The following is a 14,910-nucleotide window of genomic DNA, read 5'->3' on the forward strand; positions in this document are numbered from 1 at the left end:
AGGTCACCACAACGGAACGGGACATTCCGAATGCGGGTCTACAACGCGAGCAGTTCATCGATCACCGGCTCCTCACCACCGTTACCGAGGTGGGCGATGGCCGCGAACGGGGCGATCACCTGGCTCCAGGCGTGGAGCCGGTCGCCATCGAGCCCGCACGCCGCCGCCACGCGCGCGCAGCGAGTCTCGACGCCCTCCAGCCCGGCGCCGGCCACGACGTAGTCCACAGCGTCGAAGCACGGATCACCCACACATGCCTTCGGATCGATGGCCATCAGACCGCGCTCCGCGCCACCGTCGAGCACGTTGCCCAGGTGCAGGTCACCGTGGAGCAACACGGTTGTCGCTTGCGTGTCCAGCAGCCGCTCACACCGCTGGATGGCCCTGCTCCACGCAGTGACATCGATACGTGCACTGATCGCAGGCTCGGACAGCCGCCTACCGACACGAGCGAAGGCCTCCTCGCACCGGCCGCGCAGCACACGCGGCGGCCGCGGAGGCGGAGCGACCCCGTGCAACGCGGCGAGCAGATCCGACCACTGCCCGGGAAGCGAAGCAGCAGGCATGTCCTCCGCCGGCGTTCCGGGCACGACCTCTTCCAACACCATTGCGCCCGCGTCCTCGTCGACGGCCAGCACAGCGGGCACCCGGCCCGAGGCAGCGAACCACCCCAACATTCCGACCTGCTCGACCAAAAGGGCCCGATCCGGACTGAGCTTCAGCACCGCGGGCGTGCCGTCAGGCCATTGGCATCGCAACGTGACCGACGACGCACCATCCGGGAGGGATTCACCGAGGGAAAGGTCCCAACGGGACGTCAACCGTGCGATCAGGTTCGGCGTCTCAGCGCACCATTCGGCAACCTGTGGACCGAATCGACGAACCAGCCGCGTAGTTACGCTGTCCACATCCACCAATAGTCGTTTCATACGGGCCAGTCTGCCGCCGTTTCAGGCGGGTGCGGGCCAGTGCGCCGAGTTCGCTGATGCTGCACGGAGCCAGGTTGCCCAGGCTGCTCTTCAGATGCGCCCACACGCCTTCAGCAGGGTTGAGGTCAGGCCCTCGTACGGCAGCGCAGGCCAGGCCGGTCACTCGTCGTCGGTGGCGTCCGGGTCGCGCAGGGGCCGCAGGCCGCCGGGCAGGTCGGGAAGCTGGAAGGAGTACCGGCCGAGCACGTTGATGTGGTGCCGTACGAACGGGGAGAGGCGGGCGACGTCCTCGTCGCGGGACGATGTCGCTGTAGCTGGCGGTGTCGGTGACGATCATGTCCGGGCGCTTGCCGCCGTCGCGGTCGTAGAGGACGTCCGGCACGTACAGGGAGTCGCGCGGGGTGCCCGCCACGACCTTGCCGCCGAGCCCGGCCGCCTGATCGTTGATCATGTTGAGCCAGGTCGCGCCGCCCCCGGCGTCCGAAGTACTTCGGGTTCGGCCGCGCGCACACCGAGGGCACCGGCACGACGAAGCGCATCCCGTCCACCGAGGCGACCAAGCCGCCGCATCGTCCGCGGCCCCCAGCGACCGGTCGTTCAGGCGCCGGTCGGCACCGGCACCGGCGCGAGCGGCATGGCGGCCGGGGATCGCAGTTGCTCGATCACGTCCTCCAGGTGTGCGGCTGCAGCCCGTGCCGCTGCCGTGGCGTCACCGCTGACGATCGCATCGATGATGTCCAGATGCTGCTGCAGGGACTGGGCGGGACGGCCGGGGCGCAGCGCCAGCCGGAACTGGAAGCGCACCATCGGTCCGTTGAGCCGATCGAGCTGACGCCTGGCCACCTCTTGGCCGCTGGCCTCGACCACGAGCTCGTGCAGGCGCCGGTTGAGTTCGGAGTAGGTGTGCACCGCTCCGCCTGCGACGGCCTGCTGCATCTCGGCGCCGATCCGGCGCAGCTCCGCGCGCTGTGCGTGGCTCGCCTGCGTGGCCGCCTTCATGGCGCACAGCTGCTCCAGCGCGGAGCGGCACTCGGTGATCTGGATGGCCTCGTCGACGGACACCACCCGGACGCGGGCTCCGCGGCGAGGGAGGATCTCGACGACCTCTTCGGCGGCGAGGTCCTGTAGCGCCTCGCGGGCGGCGCTGCGGGTCGCCCCGTAGGCCTCGGCCAGGTCGTTCTCCACAAGCCGCTGCCCAGGCACCAGGTCTCCGGAACGCAGGGCGTGCCTGACGGCCTCGGCCACGTGCTGGCGTCCAGCTGCGCCCGTCAACTTGTCCGCCACTCGATCGCCCCTCCTGCCAGCAGGTCTGTGAGGGCGAGCCTAGTGCCGCACGGTCGTCGGCAGCACCCTCGAGAACCTTGGCGGCAATATTTTCAAATATATTGTCAACGATCTGGTCGGTGATCTAGTTTTCCCTGCACACCCCCAGCTCACGAAGGAGTGGCCATGCCCGCCGAAGCAGCCGCCCAGGTCCGCGGGACCCGCCGTCGCGGCTCTCAGACTGCGATTCCGTGCCTGTTCATGCGGGGAGGCACCTCGCGGGGGCCGTTCTTCGACGCGCGGCTGCTGCCCGAGGACACCGGGATCCGGGACGCCGTGCTGCTGGCCGCGCTGGGGTCGCCCGACCCGCGCCAGATCGACGGCATCGGCGGTGCGCATCCGCTGACCAGCAAGGTCGGACTCGTGCGTCCGGGGACGGTACCCGGCGTCGACGTGGAGTGGACCTTCGCGCAGGTGCAGCCTGGCGGGGACACCGTCGACACCTCGTCCAACTGCGGCAACATGCTCGCCGCCGTGCTGCCGTTCGGCATCGAGACCGGCATGGTCGTCCCCGCCGCCGAGCGCACCACTGCCCGCGTGCTCACCCGCAACACCGGCATGGTCGCCGAGATCACCGTCGCCACGCCGGCGGGCCCCGACGGGGTGCGGCATGTCGCCTACGAGGGCCAGGCCCGCATCGACGGGGTCCCCGGCGCCGCCGCTCCGGTCGAGATCGGCTTCTTGGACACCGCTGGCTCCGTCGCCGGCTCCCTGCTCCCCACCGGGAACCCCTGCGACACCGTCGCGGTCCCCGGTGTCGGCGCCGTCGACGTCACCCTGATCGACAACGGCCAGCCCCTCGTGATCGTGGCAGCCGAGCGCCTGGGCGCTACCGGCTACGAGACGCCGGCGGAGATCGACGCCGACGACGGGCTCAAGGCCCGCGTGGAGGCACTGCGCCTGGTCTGCGGCGAAGCCATGGGCCTGGGCGACGTCACGAAGAAGAACTACCCGAAGATGACGCTGGTGGCGCCGCCGCGTCGGGGCGGCACCCTCTGCACGCGCAGCCTCATCCCGCGGGTGTGCCACCAGTCCATCGGCGTGCTGGCGGCTGTCACGGCCGCCACCGCCTGCGTGCTCGAAGGCAGCGTCGCCCGCGACGTCGCCGCTCCCGTGTCCGGCACGGAGGTCACTGTCTCCGTCGAGCATCCGTCCGGAGAGTTCAGCGTCACCCTCGGCCTCGACCCGGACGCCCCCCAGCAGGTCGCACGCTCCGCGCTGCTGCGCACCGCCCGCCTCCTCATGGCCGGCGACCTGCTCGTACCCCGTTCCGTCTGGGACCCCGCCCCCACCACGCAGGAGATCACCGAGTGATCATCGACATCCACGGCCACTACACGACCGCGCCGGCTCCCCTGGGGGAGTGGCGCGACGCCCAGGTCGCCGCGCTCACCGACCCGGCGCAGGCGCCCGACCCCGCCGGGCCTGCCATCAGCGACGACCGGATCCGCGAGTCGATCGAAGCCAACCAGCTGCGCCTGATGGACAAGCGCGGCATCGACGTCACCGTCTTCTCCCCCCGCGCCTCGTTCATGGCCCACCACATCGGGGACTTCGCGACCTCCTCCGCCTGGGCCCGCATCTGCAACGACCTGTGCCACCGTGTCGCCGAGCTGTATCCCGGGCGGTTCGCCCCCGGGGCGATGCTGCCGCAGTCACCGGGGGTCGCTCCGGCCACCGTCGTCCCCGAGCTCGAGCGCGCCGTGCTGGAGCTCGGCGCCGTCACCGTCAACGTCAACCCTGACCCCTCCGGCGGCCACTGGACCGCTCCGCCGCTGACCGACCGGTCCTGGTACCCGGTGTGGCAGAAGCTCGTCGAGCTGGACGTGCCGGCCATGGTGCACGTCTCCACCAGCTGCAACCCGGCCTTCCACACCACCGGGGCGCACTACCTCAACGCCGACACCACGGCGTTCATGCAGCTGCTGACCGGGGACCTGTTTGCCGACTTCCCCGAGCTGCGCCTGGTCATCCCGCACGGCGGCGGCGCCGTGCCGTACCACTGGGGCCGCTTCCGCGGCCTGGCGCAGGCGCTGGGCAGGCGGGAGCCGGAGGAGTCGCTGCTACGCAACGTCTTCTTCGACACCTGCGTCTACCACCAGCCCGGCATCGATCTGCTGCTGGACGTGATCCCGCACGCCAACGTCCTGTTCGCCTCCGAGATGATCGGCGCCGTCCGCGGCATCGACCCGCGCACCGGTCACCACTTCGACGACACCCGCCGCTACGTAGAGAACGCCGGCCTTTCCGACGAGGACCTGGCGGCCGTCGAGGAGCGGAACGCCAGGCGTGTCTACCCACGCTTGGACGCCCGCCTGACCGCCCAGGGCCGCTGAGCCCCGCAACCCCGCGCCGGCCATTCCCCGGTCACCCACGAGAACGCAAGGAGCCGCAGCATGCACGAGCTCGGAGTCGTCCATCGGAACATCGAACGTGCCGACTACACGGCGGTCGAGGCCCTGTCACAGTTCGGGGTCGCCACCGTCCACGAGGCCATGGGCCGCCTCGGCCTGATGCGCCCGTATCTCCGGCCCGTCTACGAGGGCGCGCAGCTCTGCGGCACCGCGGTCACCGTGCTGCTGCAGCCAGGCGACAACTGGATGCTGCACGTGGCCGCCGAGCAGGTGCAGGAGGGCGATGTCGTCGTCGCCGGCTGCACCACAGAGAGCGAGGACGGCTTCTTCGGCGAGTTGCTCGCCACCTCCCTCCGCGCCCGCGGCGCCAGGGGCCTGGTCATCGACGGCGGCTGCCGTGACGTCGATGAGCTGCGGCGGATGGACTTCCCCGTCTTCTCCCGCGCCATCAACGCCAAGGGCACCGTCAAGGCCACGCTCGGCTCGGTCAACGTTCCCGTCGTCGTCGCCAACGCGCTGGTCACCCCGGGGGACGTGATCGTCGCGGACACCGATGGCGTCGTCGTCGTCCCCGCCGCCAGGGCCGCCGCGGTCGCCGAGGCCGCCGCGAAGCGCGAGGCCGGCGAGGCGGGCAAGCGGGAGCGGTTCCGGGGCGGGGAGCTCGGCCTGGACATGTACGGAATGCGCGGGCCCTTGGCCGAGCTCGGCCTGACCTACGTCGACTGACGACCTGAGGAGCATTCCTGATGACCGACGAGACCTTCGCCGTCACCCCCGGCTGGCTCGACTGGTACCGCGGCCCCAGCAAGCCTGCCTTCGCCTTGCCAGAGGGAGCCGTGGATGCCCACTGCCACGTGTTCGGCCCCGCCGCGGAGTTCCCGTACGCACCCGAGCGCAAGTACACGCCCGTCGACGCCTCCAAGCACGACCTATTCGCGCTCCGCGACCACCTCGGCATCTCGCGCAACGTCATCGTGCAGGCCACCTGCCACGGCGCCGACAACAGCGCCCTGGTGGACGCCCTGCGTGCCGCCGGCGGCCGGGCCCGCGGCGTGGCCACCGTACGTCCCGACGTCAGTGAGGAGGAGCTGCAGCGCCTGCACGACGCCGGAGTGCGGGGAGTGCGCTTCAACTTCGTCCGACGCCTCGTGGACACCGCGCCCACCGAGGCGCTGGAGACCATCGCCCGCAGGATCGCACCGCTGAGGTGGCACGTCGTCCTCTACTTCGAGGCTCCCGACCTGGCCGACCTGGCGCCGTTCTTCGCCTCTCTGCCGGTGCCGCTCGTCGTCGACCACATGGGACGCCCCGACGTCACCAAGGCCCCGGACGGGCCCGAGTTCGCGCGCTTCCTGCGCTTCGTCGAGGCCAACGACGTCTGGGTCAAGGTCTCCTGCCCCGAGCGCCTGACCGTCACCGGGCCGCGGGCCCTGGCCCGGGAGCGCCACGCCTACCGCGACGTCGTGCCGTTCGCCCGCAAGGTCGTCGACGAGTTCACCGACCGGGCCCTGTGGGGCACCGACTGGCCCCATCCCAATCTCAAGGACCACATGCCCGACGACGGTCTTCTCGTCGACCACATCCCGCATGTGGCCACAACCCCGACCAAGCAACACGCGCTGCTGGTCGACAACCCCATGCGCCTGTACTGGCCCAAAGAGGCCAACTGACCGCAACCTCCGACACGGCAACGGTGCCGGGTCCCCATCCCAGGAGCGTGCAGTGCAGCACACCCCCAGCGCCAACGCGGCCAACCGGCTCGACCGGCTGCCCATCTCGAAGTTCCACAAGACCACTCTCGTCACGGTGGCGTTCGCCTACTTCTTCGAGTTCGCGGACATCAACACCTTCGCCATCACGGCCCCGGTGGTGCGCGAACAGTGGGGCGCCGACGTCAACCAGGTCGCCTATGTGACCTCGTTGTCCTTCGTGGGCATGTTCATCGGTTCCGTCGTGGCCGGCGGGCTGGCCGACCGGCTGGGTCGCAAGCGCACTCTCACCCTGACCACGGTGTGGTTCGCTCTGTGGTCGTTCGCATGCATCTTCGCCTGGGACATCTGGTCCCTGGGCGTCTTCCGCGTGCTGACCTCGGCGGGACTGTCGGCGATGACCGTCGTCGCCGTCGTCTACATCAGCGAGCTCTACCCCCGCGCCAAGCGTGGCAAGTTCCAGGCGTACGCCATCGTCATCGGCATCTGCGGTACCCCCGCCACCAACCTCATCGCCTCCATGGTGGTGCCGATCTCCGACTGGTCCTGGCGCCTGGTCTATCTGTGGGGCTCCCTGGGCGTGCTGTTCCTGCTCTTCGTGCGGAAGGTCGAGGAGTCCCCGCAGTGGCTTGAGTCCCGCGGTCGCCACGGAGAGGCCGAGGCCGTCCTGGCTCGCATCGAGGCGAGCGTGGCAGCCGAGCACGGCCAGCTGCCCGCTGCGGAGGCCCCGCAGCCGCAGGGCCCGGTCACCAAGTCCGGCCTGGGCATGCTCAGGGACAGGAAGTTCCTGTTCCCCACGATCCTGCTGTCGGTACTGTGGTTGACCCAGACCATCGGCTTCTTTGGTTACTCCAGCTGGGCGCCGACGCTGCTGGCCGCCGAGGGCGTCAGCGTGGAGGACTCGATCTTCTATGTCGCCCTGACCACGGTCGGCGCACCGCTCGGCTCCTTCCTCGCCGCGATGGTCACCGACCGGTTCGAGCGCAAGTGGTGTCTGGTGATCTTTGGGCTGATGATCGCCGCGTCCGGCCTGGTGTACGGACTGACCTTCACCCCGCTGCTGATCGTCGTCTTCGGCTTCCTGGTCAATCTCTTCGAGCGCGGCTACACCGCCCTGGCCTATGCGTACTCGCCCGAGCTCTACGACACCAAGGGCCGCTCGCTCGGCACCAGCATCTCCTACGGCCTGGGGCGGCTGTCGAACGCGGTCGGTCCGCTGATGATCGCCGGGATCTACAACGGAATCGGCTACCAGGCGGTCTTCATGTTCATCGCCGGGACCTGGACGGTCGGCGCCGTCGTGCTGGCCATCTTCGGGCCGGCCACGCGCCGGCAGCGGCTGGCGATGGAGGCCGCGGCGAAGGACCAGCAGGAGGCGATGTCGGCGACGTCCTGAACGCCGACGTCACGGTGGTTGCACACGGGGTCCGGCCCGCTCGCCGAGCGGGCCGGACCCCGTTCTGGTCAATCGAGGGGTACTTCTTGCCCCACGTCTCGCTGAACTCGGTCAGGCGCTCACGGCCCTGTACTTCGTTGACGGCGGTGTAGAGGGGCTGTGACCATGACGCGGCGGAAGCCGTGGGAGGTCAGCGACGAGCTCTGGGCGGTGATCGAGCCGCTGCTGCCGAAGCATGAACGGCGCTTCCGGCACCCGGAGCGCAAGCGGATCGATGACCGCAAGACACTGCAGGGTGTGCTGTTCGCGCGCTGTATGCCGATCGCGGCTACGACCACGACGCGTACCGCCGCCAACTGCGCGAGCGCGGCATCGTCCCGAAGATCGCCAGGCGGGGACAACCGACGCCCAGCATTCTGAAAGGACCCCTTATGCGGATGCGCTCGGGCGCGGCGAGGCTCTAGCATCCCGCGAAGATCACTTCCCGAGGAGGCCACCATGACGAACGACGCCGACCTGCGCCATCTGCGCCGCTGCGTGGAGCTGGCGACCGAGGCCCTGGAAGCGGGCGACGAGCCGTTCGGTTCGGTGCTCGTCGCCGCGGACGGGACCGTCCTCTTCGAGGACCACAACCATGTGGCGTCCGGCGACCACACCCGCCACCCCGAGTTCGAGATCGCGCGCTGGGCCGCGGCCAACCTGACCCCTGAGGAGCGCGCCGCGGCCACCGTCTACACCTCGGGCGAACACTGCCCGATGTGCGCCGCGGCCCATGGCTGGGTCGGGTTGGGCCGCATCGTGTACGTCAGCTCCTCCGAGCAACTGGCGGCCTGGCTCACCGACCTCGGGGTCCCGGCCCCGCCCGTACGGACCCTGCCCATCCAGGAGGTGGTCCCGGGCGCGGTGGTGGAGGGCCCGTTCCCCGCCCTCGCCGAGCGCGTACGCGAACTGCACCGCCGCTTCCACGGCTCCTGAAGCGCGGGTGCGCGGCCCGGCTGCGAGGGCGGAACACGGAGCTCAGCTCAGGAGCTCCCGGGCCAGCGCCTCGCCCCACCACTGCTCGACCCGATCGGGTGACCAGCCGCGTTCCGTGGTGAGCAGGGTATAGACGTCTATGTTGCACAGGGCCGCGTAGACGTCGACCGCGGACCGCACGTCCAGGCCGCGCCGGAGGACGCCGGCCGGCCAGGACGAGAACACCTGCACACGGGTCTCGTCGCCCCGGGCGCGGCCGTCGCGGTAGACCGTCGCCAACTCCGGCTCGGCGCGGCCCGCTTCGCGCACCAGCGCGATGACGTCGCCCGCGCGCTCGAACAGCCGCCGGTCATAGCCGGCCATCGCCGCGAGTTGCCGGGCGGGGTCGGCCGCCGGGGCCTCCAACTCCGCGAGCATCCGCGACGCGTCGGCCGACAGGTCGGCCGCGTCGGCCAGGGCCCGGGTGAGCCCCGTCTTGTTTCCGTACGCCGCGTAGACCGTCGGCACGGAGACCCCCGCCTCGCGCGCCACATCCCGCACGGTGGTCGCCGCCCATCCCTGGGAGACGAACAGGCGGCGGGCGGCGTCGGCGATCTCCGCGCGGGTCTGCTGCGCCTGCGTCGTCCGGCGCACCGAGTCATAGCGGCGCCGGCCCTGCTCTGCGCTCATCGCTTGCCCCTTATCGCTTTACGCTGCTTATAATGAATACATGAGACATCAAACAATACGTCAGACAACACTCCCGGGGGCGGCGATGGGCTTCTCCCGGATCAGCGGCATCGCCGCCCTCGGCTTCGCCCTCCTGATCGTGCTCAGCAACGTGATCCAGGTCCCCGCCGGTCTGCCGCTCACCGGCGCCGACATCGGCGAAGTCGAGGCGTTCTTCAGCGGGGAGGGTGACGTCGTGGGCGTCGGTTCCGCGCTCACCCCCGCCGCCTGGGTGTTGGCCACGCTGTTCGGCGCGGGCGCGGTGTCCGCGCTGTGGCGGTCCGAGCGCGACCGGGGCGAGGTGTGGTCGCTGCTCGGCTTCGCCGGCCTGGCCCTGCAGAACGCCGCCTTCGCCGGGGTCGTGGCGGTGCGCCTCGCGCTCGCGTCGACAGACGGGGGCCGCGCCGGCGCGGCCCCGGGGCTGTGGGCGTTTCACGACGCGCTGTTCACCCTCAACGGCACCTTCCTGGCCCTCGCCCTCGTCGGCCTGTCCCTCGGAGGCCTGCGCGCCGGACTCATCCCGTCATGGCATGGCGCCCTGGGGCTGCTGTCGGCCGCGCTGCTGTTCACCTCGGCCACCCTCGCTCCTCTGGTCATCGACCACGCCGGTCCCCTCGGTCTCCTCGGCCTCGTCGGCTGGCTGATGTGGGTCGTCTGGCTCGTCGCGTACGGCGCGGCCCTGATCCGCCTGAACCCGGCCGGGCGCGCGCATGCGCCGGGCTGACCGACGGCCGAGGACACTCCGCTGACCTGGGCGGGCGCGACGCGGCCGGTCACCCCGGGATCCCCGCTCCGGGGCGGGGCCCGGGCGCGTACGCGCGCAGGAAGAACCGCACCCCGCCGGCCACCAGCTCGTCGATCAGCGCGTCGTCGACCTCCACGGCGCCGAACAGCGAGCGGTTGTTCACCCGGCCGGTGACCAGGAGCCCGAAGTACTCGGCGGCCTCGACCGGGTCGGCGATGTCGAGCAGTCCGGCCTCGGCGAACCGCGCCAGCCGCTCGGCGATGGCCTGCTGCACATGGCCCACCGAGCCCGCGCGGCGCCGCAGGGCGGGGAAGTGGCCGGCCTCGGCGCTGATCAGCCGGACCAGCGCCGCCCGCACCGGCGACCGCAGGACGGCGGACGCGAACTCCCGGCCGAACGCGATCAGCGCCGCCTCCAGCTCCGCGGCCCCGGGCCCCTGCTCCCCGGTCCCCGGCGCGGTCGCGACGGTGGCGGTGGCGGTGGCAGTAACGGCGGCGGTAACGGTATCCAGAGTCTGTTCGAGCAGCGCGTGGAAGCCCTCCTCCTGCGCCGCCTCGGTCTCCTCGATGGCCGCCAGGAACAGCCGTTCCTTGTCGCCGAAGTAGTCGTAGATGGTGCGCTTGGAGACCTTCGCGTCGGCGGCGATCGCGTCCACGCTCGCGCGCGCGTACCCCTCACGTACGAAGATCCGCAGGGCGGCCGCGACGATGGCGGCGCGCTTCTCGGGCGAGCCCTGGCGAAGGGTGGCCTGGCGGGGCATGGGCGCTCCTGATCTGGTGCCGCGAGCGCGGCGGTCCGGTGCGTGACGGGAACTGCACCGTGCAGTGTACAGAGCTACACTGCACCGTGTAGTTTCCTTCCTTATGAGTGATCCGTCATCTCAAACCCCTGCTTCCCCCGACTCGGCTGCCGGGGCTGCCCCCGCGCCCGCGCGGCTCGACGCGGCGCTGCTCCGGCTGGCCGCGGTTGTCGTCGTCGGCGCGCTGACCTCGATGCTCGACATGACCATGGTCACCGTTGCGCTGGCCGGTGTGGCCCGCGACTTCGACGCCTCGGTAGCGGTGATCCAGTGGGTCAGTACGGCCTATCTGCTGGCCATCGCCATGGTCATCCCCGTCGCCGGATGGGCCGCCGAACGCTTCGGCGCCAAGAACGTCTGGCTGTTCGCGCTCACGGTCTTCACGGCCGGATCGGCGCTGTGCGGCACCGCGTGGTCGGCGGGCAGCCTGATCGCCTTCCGGGTGCTCCAGGGTGTCGGCGGTGGCATGATCGTGCCGCTGAGCATGGCCATCGTGGCCCAGGCCGCCGGGGCAGAGCGGCGTGGCCGGGTGATGAGCGTCGTGGCGATACCCGCGCAGCTCGCCCCGATCGCCGGTCCGCCGCTGGGCGGACTGCTGGTGGAAGGCCCCGGTTGGCGATGGATCTTCTACGTCAATGTGCCGATCGGCCTGCTGGCCGTTCTGCTGGCCTGCCGAGGCATTCCCCGCGCGCCGCGTCCCGCGGCCGCCGGGACGTCGCTGGACGCGGTCGGCCTCGCCCTGCTGTCACCGGCCCTCGCCGCTCTCACCTACGGTCTCTACCGCACCAGCGTGCCGTTCACCACCGCCGGAGCGGCGCTGCTCGCCGCGTTCACGCTGCACGGGCTGCGTACGCGTGGCACGCCGGTCGTGGACCCGCGGCTGTTCGCCCGGCGGCCCTTCGCCGCCGCGTCCGCGCTGAACTTTCTCTCCCGGATGTCGATCTTCGGGGCCATGATCCTGATGCCGCTGTACTACCAGCAGGTGCGCGGCCACAGCGCGCTCACCGCCGGGCTGCTGCTGGTCCCGCAAAGCCTGGGCACCATGGCCGCCCTGCCGCTGGTGGGCAGGGCGACCGACCGTATCGGCGCCCGCCCGGTCGTGCTGGCCGGGATCGCCGCCGCCGTGCCCGCCGCGCTGGTCTGCGCCCGGATGGGCTCGGGCACCAGCGAGGTGCTGCTGTCCGCCGCGCTGTTCGTGTGGGGCCTGGCCACCGCCGCCGCCACCGTGCCGGTGATGGCAGCCGCGTACCACGGCCTCGAGCCGGCCGCGATCCCGCGCGCGACCAGTGCCATCACCACGGTCCAGACGGTGGGTGCCTCCGTCGGCGCGGCGGTCCTGGGCACGATCCTGGCGCACCGGACTGCCGATCGGCCGGACGCCCCCGCCGAGGCCTTCGCGGACACCTTCTGGTGGGTCGTGGCGTTCTGTGCCCTGGCGCTCCTCCCCGCGCTGCTGCTGCCGCGCCCGCCCCGCGCCCCGCGCGACAGCTCACGTAGCTGAAGCGTGGCCTGGTCGCGCTCTTGCGCGTCCGGGCCCGTTCGATAGTGTTGAATGTCCCGGTTTGGGGAGTGGGGCGGGATGGCGTGGCAGGAGGGCGTGTCATGGCGCGTCGTGAGAGATATGAGCTGGTCTTCGTGCATCCGGACGCTTCGGCCCAGGCCGTCGAGGACGTCGCCGAAGACATCGTGGTGGTACACCGTACGGACAGCAGCGGACCGGGCGGACACCCCGTGTACGCGGACGACACCGGCATCGTGCGCGCCGAGATAAGCGACCGCGCCGAGGTGAGGATGCTGGCCAGCGGGGGACATCAGGTGCACTCCTCCACGGTCCGTGCCCGGCCCGTCGGCTGAGCCTCGCGGGCCCCGCACGGCCCCCGGCGCCCGGGCTCACCTGCGCCGTATGCCCGCGGGCAAGGCTCCGGCCGGCCCGCCGCCGGGGGATTGTCGTACCCAGCCGCTACCTTGCGACCATGGGATTACCGGAGGTCGACAGGGGGCCTTGCGATGACTGACATGCAGGCGGCGGAGCGAGCGGCCGGGATCGAGCCGCAGCTGGAGCGGCACCGGGTGGAGCTGACCGGGTACTGCTACCGGATGCTGGGCTCGGGGTTCGAGGCCGAGGACGCCGTGCAGGAGACCATGGTGCGGGCCTGGCGGGGCTTCGACCGGTTCGAGGGCCGGTCGGCGGTGCGGTCGTGGCTGTACCGCATCGCGACCAACGTATGCCTGGACATGCTGGGCGGCAGCCAGCGCCGCGCCCGGCCCATGGACCTGTCGTCCGTGGCGTCGGCCTCCTCGCCGCTTGGGCCGCCCCTGCCGGAGACCGCGTGGGTCGGGCCGGCGCCCGACGGCCGGATCGTGACGGAGGAGGGCGACCCGGCCGAGCTGGCCGCCCAGCGGGAGTCCGTGCGGCTGGCGTTCATCGCCGCGCTGCAGCATCTGGCGCCCCGGCAGCGGGCGGTGCTGATCCTGCGGGAGGTGCTGGCCTGGAAGGCGAGCGAGGTCGCCGAGCTGCTGGACACCACGGTCGCGTCGGTCAACAGCGCGCTCCAGCGCGCGCGGGCCACCATCGCCGCGAGCGGGATCAGCGCCACCGACCCCATCCAGCCGCTGGACGAGGAGCAGCGCGCCCTGCTGGCCCGGTACGTGGACGCCTTCGAGCGCTACGACCTCGACTCCCTCACCTCACTGCTGCACGAGGACGCGACGCTGTCGATGCCGCCCTACTCGCTGTGGATGCGCGGCCACGCCGACATCCGCCAGTGGCTGCTGGGCACCGGCAAGGGCTGCTGCGGCTCACGGCTGGTCCCGACGGTGGCGAACGGCTCGCCCGCCTTCGGCCAGTACCGTGCCGCCTCGGACGGCGGTCACGAGCCATGGGCGCTCCAGGTCCTCGAGGTGTCAGCCGGCCGGATCACCGCGCTCAACTCCTTCCTGGACACCGCCCGCCTCTTCCCGCTCTTCGGGCTGCCCGCCCGCCTCGACCCCGCCGACGCCGGGTAGGCCCGCCGTCGGCAGCGCGGTGTCGAGGCCCGACCGGGCGAGGACGGCCCGCAGCTCGCCGCTCACGCCGCGCAGCCGGATCCCGCTGCCCAGGCGTCGCGCGGTGAGCTGGAGCCGGGCCAGCGCTTCGAGTACGGCCAGGTCCGGGGCGCGGACCGCGCCCACGTCCACGACGACCGGACCGGCCCCCGCGCCGTGCGACGCCAGCTCGCGCAGGCGCGCGCACAGCCCGGGCACGTCGGCGCGGCCGACCGCGGGGTCCAGGACCAGCACGGCCGGGGCGCTCACCGCACGAGCTTCGGGGCCACCGGATTCGGAGCCACCGGCTTCGGGACCCGGGCCGCGGGGCGCCGGTGTCTCGTCATGAGCGGTCAACGTCCACCTCCTCTCGGTGCGTTCACTCTGGAAGACCGGCCGGTGCGGGGAAACTCATCGCCCGGGATGGCAGGATCTGTACATGACGAGTGATCGGCCCGGGAGGGCGGCGGCCGGGCCCGCGGCCGCGGCGCGGCGGCTGCGGGCGGGGCGGGAGGACGAGGCCGAGACGCTGAGCGAGCTGGCGCTCAGATCGAAGGGCCACTGGGGGTACGACGAGGCGTTCCTGGCCGCCTGCCGGGAGGAACTGCGGCTGCGCCCGGGCGAGGTGGCGGCCCGCCGGACCACGGTCGTGGAGCAGGACGGGCGGATCCTGGGCTTCGCCACCCTGGAGGGAGAGGGCCCCGAGGGCGAGCTGGGGATGCTGTTCGTCGCCCCGGACGCGATCGGCGGGGGAGTGGGACGCCTGCTGTACCGGCATGTGCTGCGGGAGGCGGGCCGGCTCGGCTTCACCCGGCTGACCATCGAGTCCGACCCCCACGCCGAGGCCTTCTATCTGGCGATGGGCGCCCAGCGGGTCGGCGACGCGCCGTCCGGATCCCTGCCGGACCGGGAGCTGCCGCTGCTGGCCGCCTGGCCCTGACTGCCGGA

General features: G+C 71.6%; 16 protein-coding genes and 3 pseudogenes. 12 read left to right on the forward strand and 7 right to left on the reverse strand.

The genetic code is table 11. The features are described 5' to 3' along the window. Positions 1 to 38: 38 nt before the first annotated feature. The 4 genes and pseudogenes from ACWY4P_RS50095 to ACWY4P_RS50110 form a co-directional block, all read right to left on the reverse strand. Complete coding sequence (locus tag ACWY4P_RS50095) at positions 39 to 929, reverse strand: aminoglycoside phosphotransferase family protein (protein ID WP_456207463.1); 891 nt, start codon at positions 927 to 929, stop codon at positions 39 to 41. After that, positions 844 to 1,059, reverse strand: a pseudogene (locus ACWY4P_RS50100) (hypothetical protein); the annotation flags it as partial. The pseudogene ACWY4P_RS50100 and the gene ACWY4P_RS50095, both read right to left, overlap by 86 nt. A gap of 168 nt (positions 1,060 to 1,227) precedes the next feature. After that, positions 1,228 to 1,522, reverse strand: a pseudogene (locus tag ACWY4P_RS50105) (Tn3 family transposase); the annotation flags it as partial. Positions 1,523 to 1,526: 4 nt separating this feature from the next. Continuing rightward, entirely contained in the window at positions 1,527 to 2,213 is a 687-nt protein-coding gene (locus tag ACWY4P_RS50110; RefSeq protein WP_456207464.1) for a GntR family transcriptional regulator, read from the reverse strand. 165 nt (positions 2,214 to 2,378) lie between these two features. On the opposite strand from ACWY4P_RS50110, the gene ACWY4P_RS50115 reads away from it, so the two are divergent. From ACWY4P_RS50115 to ACWY4P_RS50145, 7 genes and pseudogenes are all read left to right on the forward strand, one after another. Beyond that, positions 2,379 to 3,566 (forward strand): 4-oxalomesaconate tautomerase, encoded by a 1,188-nt coding sequence (locus tag ACWY4P_RS50115; RefSeq protein ID WP_456207465.1) that lies wholly within the window; start codon positions 2,379 to 2,381, stop codon positions 3,564 to 3,566. After that, entirely contained in the window at positions 3,563 to 4,588 is a 1,026-nt protein-coding gene (locus tag ACWY4P_RS50120) for an amidohydrolase family protein (RefSeq protein ID WP_456207466.1), read from the forward strand. Before ACWY4P_RS50115 ends, ACWY4P_RS50120 begins: the two co-directional genes overlap by 4 nt. A 60-nt stretch (positions 4,589 to 4,648) precedes the next feature. Beyond that, positions 4,649 to 5,332: a 4-carboxy-4-hydroxy-2-oxoadipate aldolase/oxaloacetate decarboxylase gene (gene ligK, locus ACWY4P_RS50125; protein WP_456207467.1), complete on the forward strand. Its 684-nt coding sequence runs from the start codon at positions 4,649 to 4,651 to the stop codon at positions 5,330 to 5,332. Positions 5,333 to 5,352: 20 nt separating this feature from the next. Then, complete coding sequence (locus tag ACWY4P_RS50130; RefSeq protein ID WP_456207468.1) at positions 5,353 to 6,276, forward strand: amidohydrolase family protein; 924 nt, start codon at positions 5,353 to 5,355, stop codon at positions 6,274 to 6,276. 52 nt (positions 6,277 to 6,328) lie between these two features. Beyond that, a complete protein-coding gene (locus tag ACWY4P_RS50135; protein WP_456207469.1) occupies positions 6,329 to 7,711 on the forward strand; it encodes an MFS transporter in 1,383 nt (460 codons plus the stop codon). Between the two features lie 165 nt (positions 7,712 to 7,876). Next, positions 7,877 to 8,017, forward strand: a pseudogene (locus ACWY4P_RS50140) (IS5/IS1182 family transposase); the annotation flags it as partial. Positions 8,018 to 8,209: 192 nt separating this feature from the next. After that, the gene (locus ACWY4P_RS50145) at positions 8,210 to 8,686 is read left to right on the forward strand and encodes a nucleoside deaminase (protein ID WP_456207470.1); all 477 of its coding nucleotides are present in this window, start codon (positions 8,210 to 8,212) and stop codon (positions 8,684 to 8,686) included. Positions 8,687 to 8,728: 42 nt separating this feature from the next. Here the strand turns inward: ACWY4P_RS50145 and ACWY4P_RS50150 are convergent, their stop codons facing one another. Beyond that, positions 8,729 to 9,355 (reverse strand): TetR/AcrR family transcriptional regulator, encoded by a 627-nt coding sequence (locus tag ACWY4P_RS50150; protein WP_456207471.1) that lies wholly within the window; start codon positions 9,353 to 9,355, stop codon positions 8,729 to 8,731. 40 nt (positions 9,356 to 9,395) lie between these two features. On the opposite strand from ACWY4P_RS50150, the gene ACWY4P_RS50155 reads away from it, so the two are divergent. Further along, positions 9,396 to 10,118, forward strand: coding sequence for a 2-oxoglutarate/malate transporter (locus ACWY4P_RS50155; RefSeq protein WP_456207472.1), 723 nt, complete (start codon positions 9,396 to 9,398; stop codon positions 10,116 to 10,118). Between the two features lie 49 nt (positions 10,119 to 10,167). Here the strand turns inward: ACWY4P_RS50155 and ACWY4P_RS50160 are convergent, their stop codons facing one another. Next, complete coding sequence (locus tag ACWY4P_RS50160) at positions 10,168 to 10,899, reverse strand: TetR/AcrR family transcriptional regulator (RefSeq protein ID WP_456207473.1); 732 nt, start codon at positions 10,897 to 10,899, stop codon at positions 10,168 to 10,170. 103 nt (positions 10,900 to 11,002) lie between these two features. On the opposite strand from ACWY4P_RS50160, the gene ACWY4P_RS50165 reads away from it, so the two are divergent. The 3 genes from ACWY4P_RS50165 (at position 11,003) to ACWY4P_RS50175 (ending at position 13,944) form a co-directional block, all read left to right on the forward strand. Beyond that, the gene (locus ACWY4P_RS50165) at positions 11,003 to 12,439 is read left to right on the forward strand and encodes an MDR family MFS transporter (protein ID WP_456207474.1); all 1,437 of its coding nucleotides are present in this window, start codon (positions 11,003 to 11,005) and stop codon (positions 12,437 to 12,439) included. A gap of 101 nt (positions 12,440 to 12,540) precedes the next feature. Next, positions 12,541 to 12,792, forward strand: a complete 252-nt coding sequence (locus ACWY4P_RS50170; RefSeq protein ID WP_456207475.1) for a DUF6296 family protein — start codon at positions 12,541 to 12,543, stop codon at positions 12,790 to 12,792. A gap of 162 nt (positions 12,793 to 12,954) precedes the next feature. Beyond that, entirely contained in the window at positions 12,955 to 13,944 is a 990-nt protein-coding gene (locus ACWY4P_RS50175) for a sigma-70 family RNA polymerase sigma factor (RefSeq protein ID WP_456213319.1), read from the forward strand. Here ACWY4P_RS50175 and ACWY4P_RS50180 read toward each other — a convergent pair. Continuing rightward, positions 13,843 to 14,319 (reverse strand): STAS domain-containing protein, encoded by a 477-nt coding sequence (locus ACWY4P_RS50180; RefSeq protein WP_456207476.1) that lies wholly within the window; start codon positions 14,317 to 14,319, stop codon positions 13,843 to 13,845. The two genes, ACWY4P_RS50175 and ACWY4P_RS50180, sit on opposite strands and share 102 nt — an antisense overlap. A gap of 82 nt (positions 14,320 to 14,401) precedes the next feature. Between ACWY4P_RS50180 and ACWY4P_RS50185 the strand changes: the two genes are divergently transcribed. Next, positions 14,402 to 14,902, forward strand: a complete 501-nt coding sequence (locus ACWY4P_RS50185; protein ID WP_456207477.1) for a GNAT family N-acetyltransferase — start codon at positions 14,402 to 14,404, stop codon at positions 14,900 to 14,902. The last annotated feature ends 8 nt before the right edge of the window (positions 14,903 to 14,910 follow it).

Source organism: Streptomyces sp. LZ34 (assembly GCF_053890475.1).

What these genes read in the sequence shown, in the direction of transcription:
- ACWY4P_RS50095 (WP_456207463.1), bottom strand. Translation starts at nt 929, where the DNA reads ATGAAACGACTATTGGTGGATGTGGACAGCGTAACTACGCGGCTGGTT.
- ACWY4P_RS50165 (WP_456207474.1), top strand. Translation starts at nt 11,003, where the DNA reads ATGAGTGATCCGTCATCTCAAACCCCTGCTTCCCCCGACTCGGCTGCC.
- ACWY4P_RS50150 (WP_456207471.1), bottom strand. Translation starts at nt 9,355, where the DNA reads ATGAGCGCAGAGCAGGGCCGGCGCCGCTATGACTCGGTGCGCCGGACG.
- ACWY4P_RS50130 (WP_456207468.1), top strand. Translation starts at nt 5,353, where the DNA reads ATGACCGACGAGACCTTCGCCGTCACCCCCGGCTGGCTCGACTGGTAC.
- ligK (WP_456207467.1), top strand. Translation starts at nt 4,649, where the DNA reads ATGCACGAGCTCGGAGTCGTCCATCGGAACATCGAACGTGCCGACTAC.
- ACWY4P_RS50155 (WP_456207472.1), top strand. Translation starts at nt 9,396, where the DNA reads ATGAGACATCAAACAATACGTCAGACAACACTCCCGGGGGCGGCGATG.
- ACWY4P_RS50185 (WP_456207477.1), top strand. Translation starts at nt 14,402, where the DNA reads ATGACGAGTGATCGGCCCGGGAGGGCGGCGGCCGGGCCCGCGGCCGCG.
- ACWY4P_RS50170 (WP_456207475.1), top strand. Translation starts at nt 12,541, where the DNA reads ATGGCGCGTCGTGAGAGATATGAGCTGGTCTTCGTGCATCCGGACGCT.
- ACWY4P_RS50145 (WP_456207470.1), top strand. Translation starts at nt 8,210, where the DNA reads ATGACGAACGACGCCGACCTGCGCCATCTGCGCCGCTGCGTGGAGCTG.
- ACWY4P_RS50175 (WP_456213319.1), top strand. Translation starts at nt 12,955, where the DNA reads ATGCAGGCGGCGGAGCGAGCGGCCGGGATCGAGCCGCAGCTGGAGCGG.
- ACWY4P_RS50115 (WP_456207465.1), top strand. Translation starts at nt 2,379, where the DNA reads ATGCCCGCCGAAGCAGCCGCCCAGGTCCGCGGGACCCGCCGTCGCGGC.
- ACWY4P_RS50160 (WP_456207473.1), bottom strand. Translation starts at nt 10,899, where the DNA reads ATGCCCCGCCAGGCCACCCTTCGCCAGGGCTCGCCCGAGAAGCGCGCC.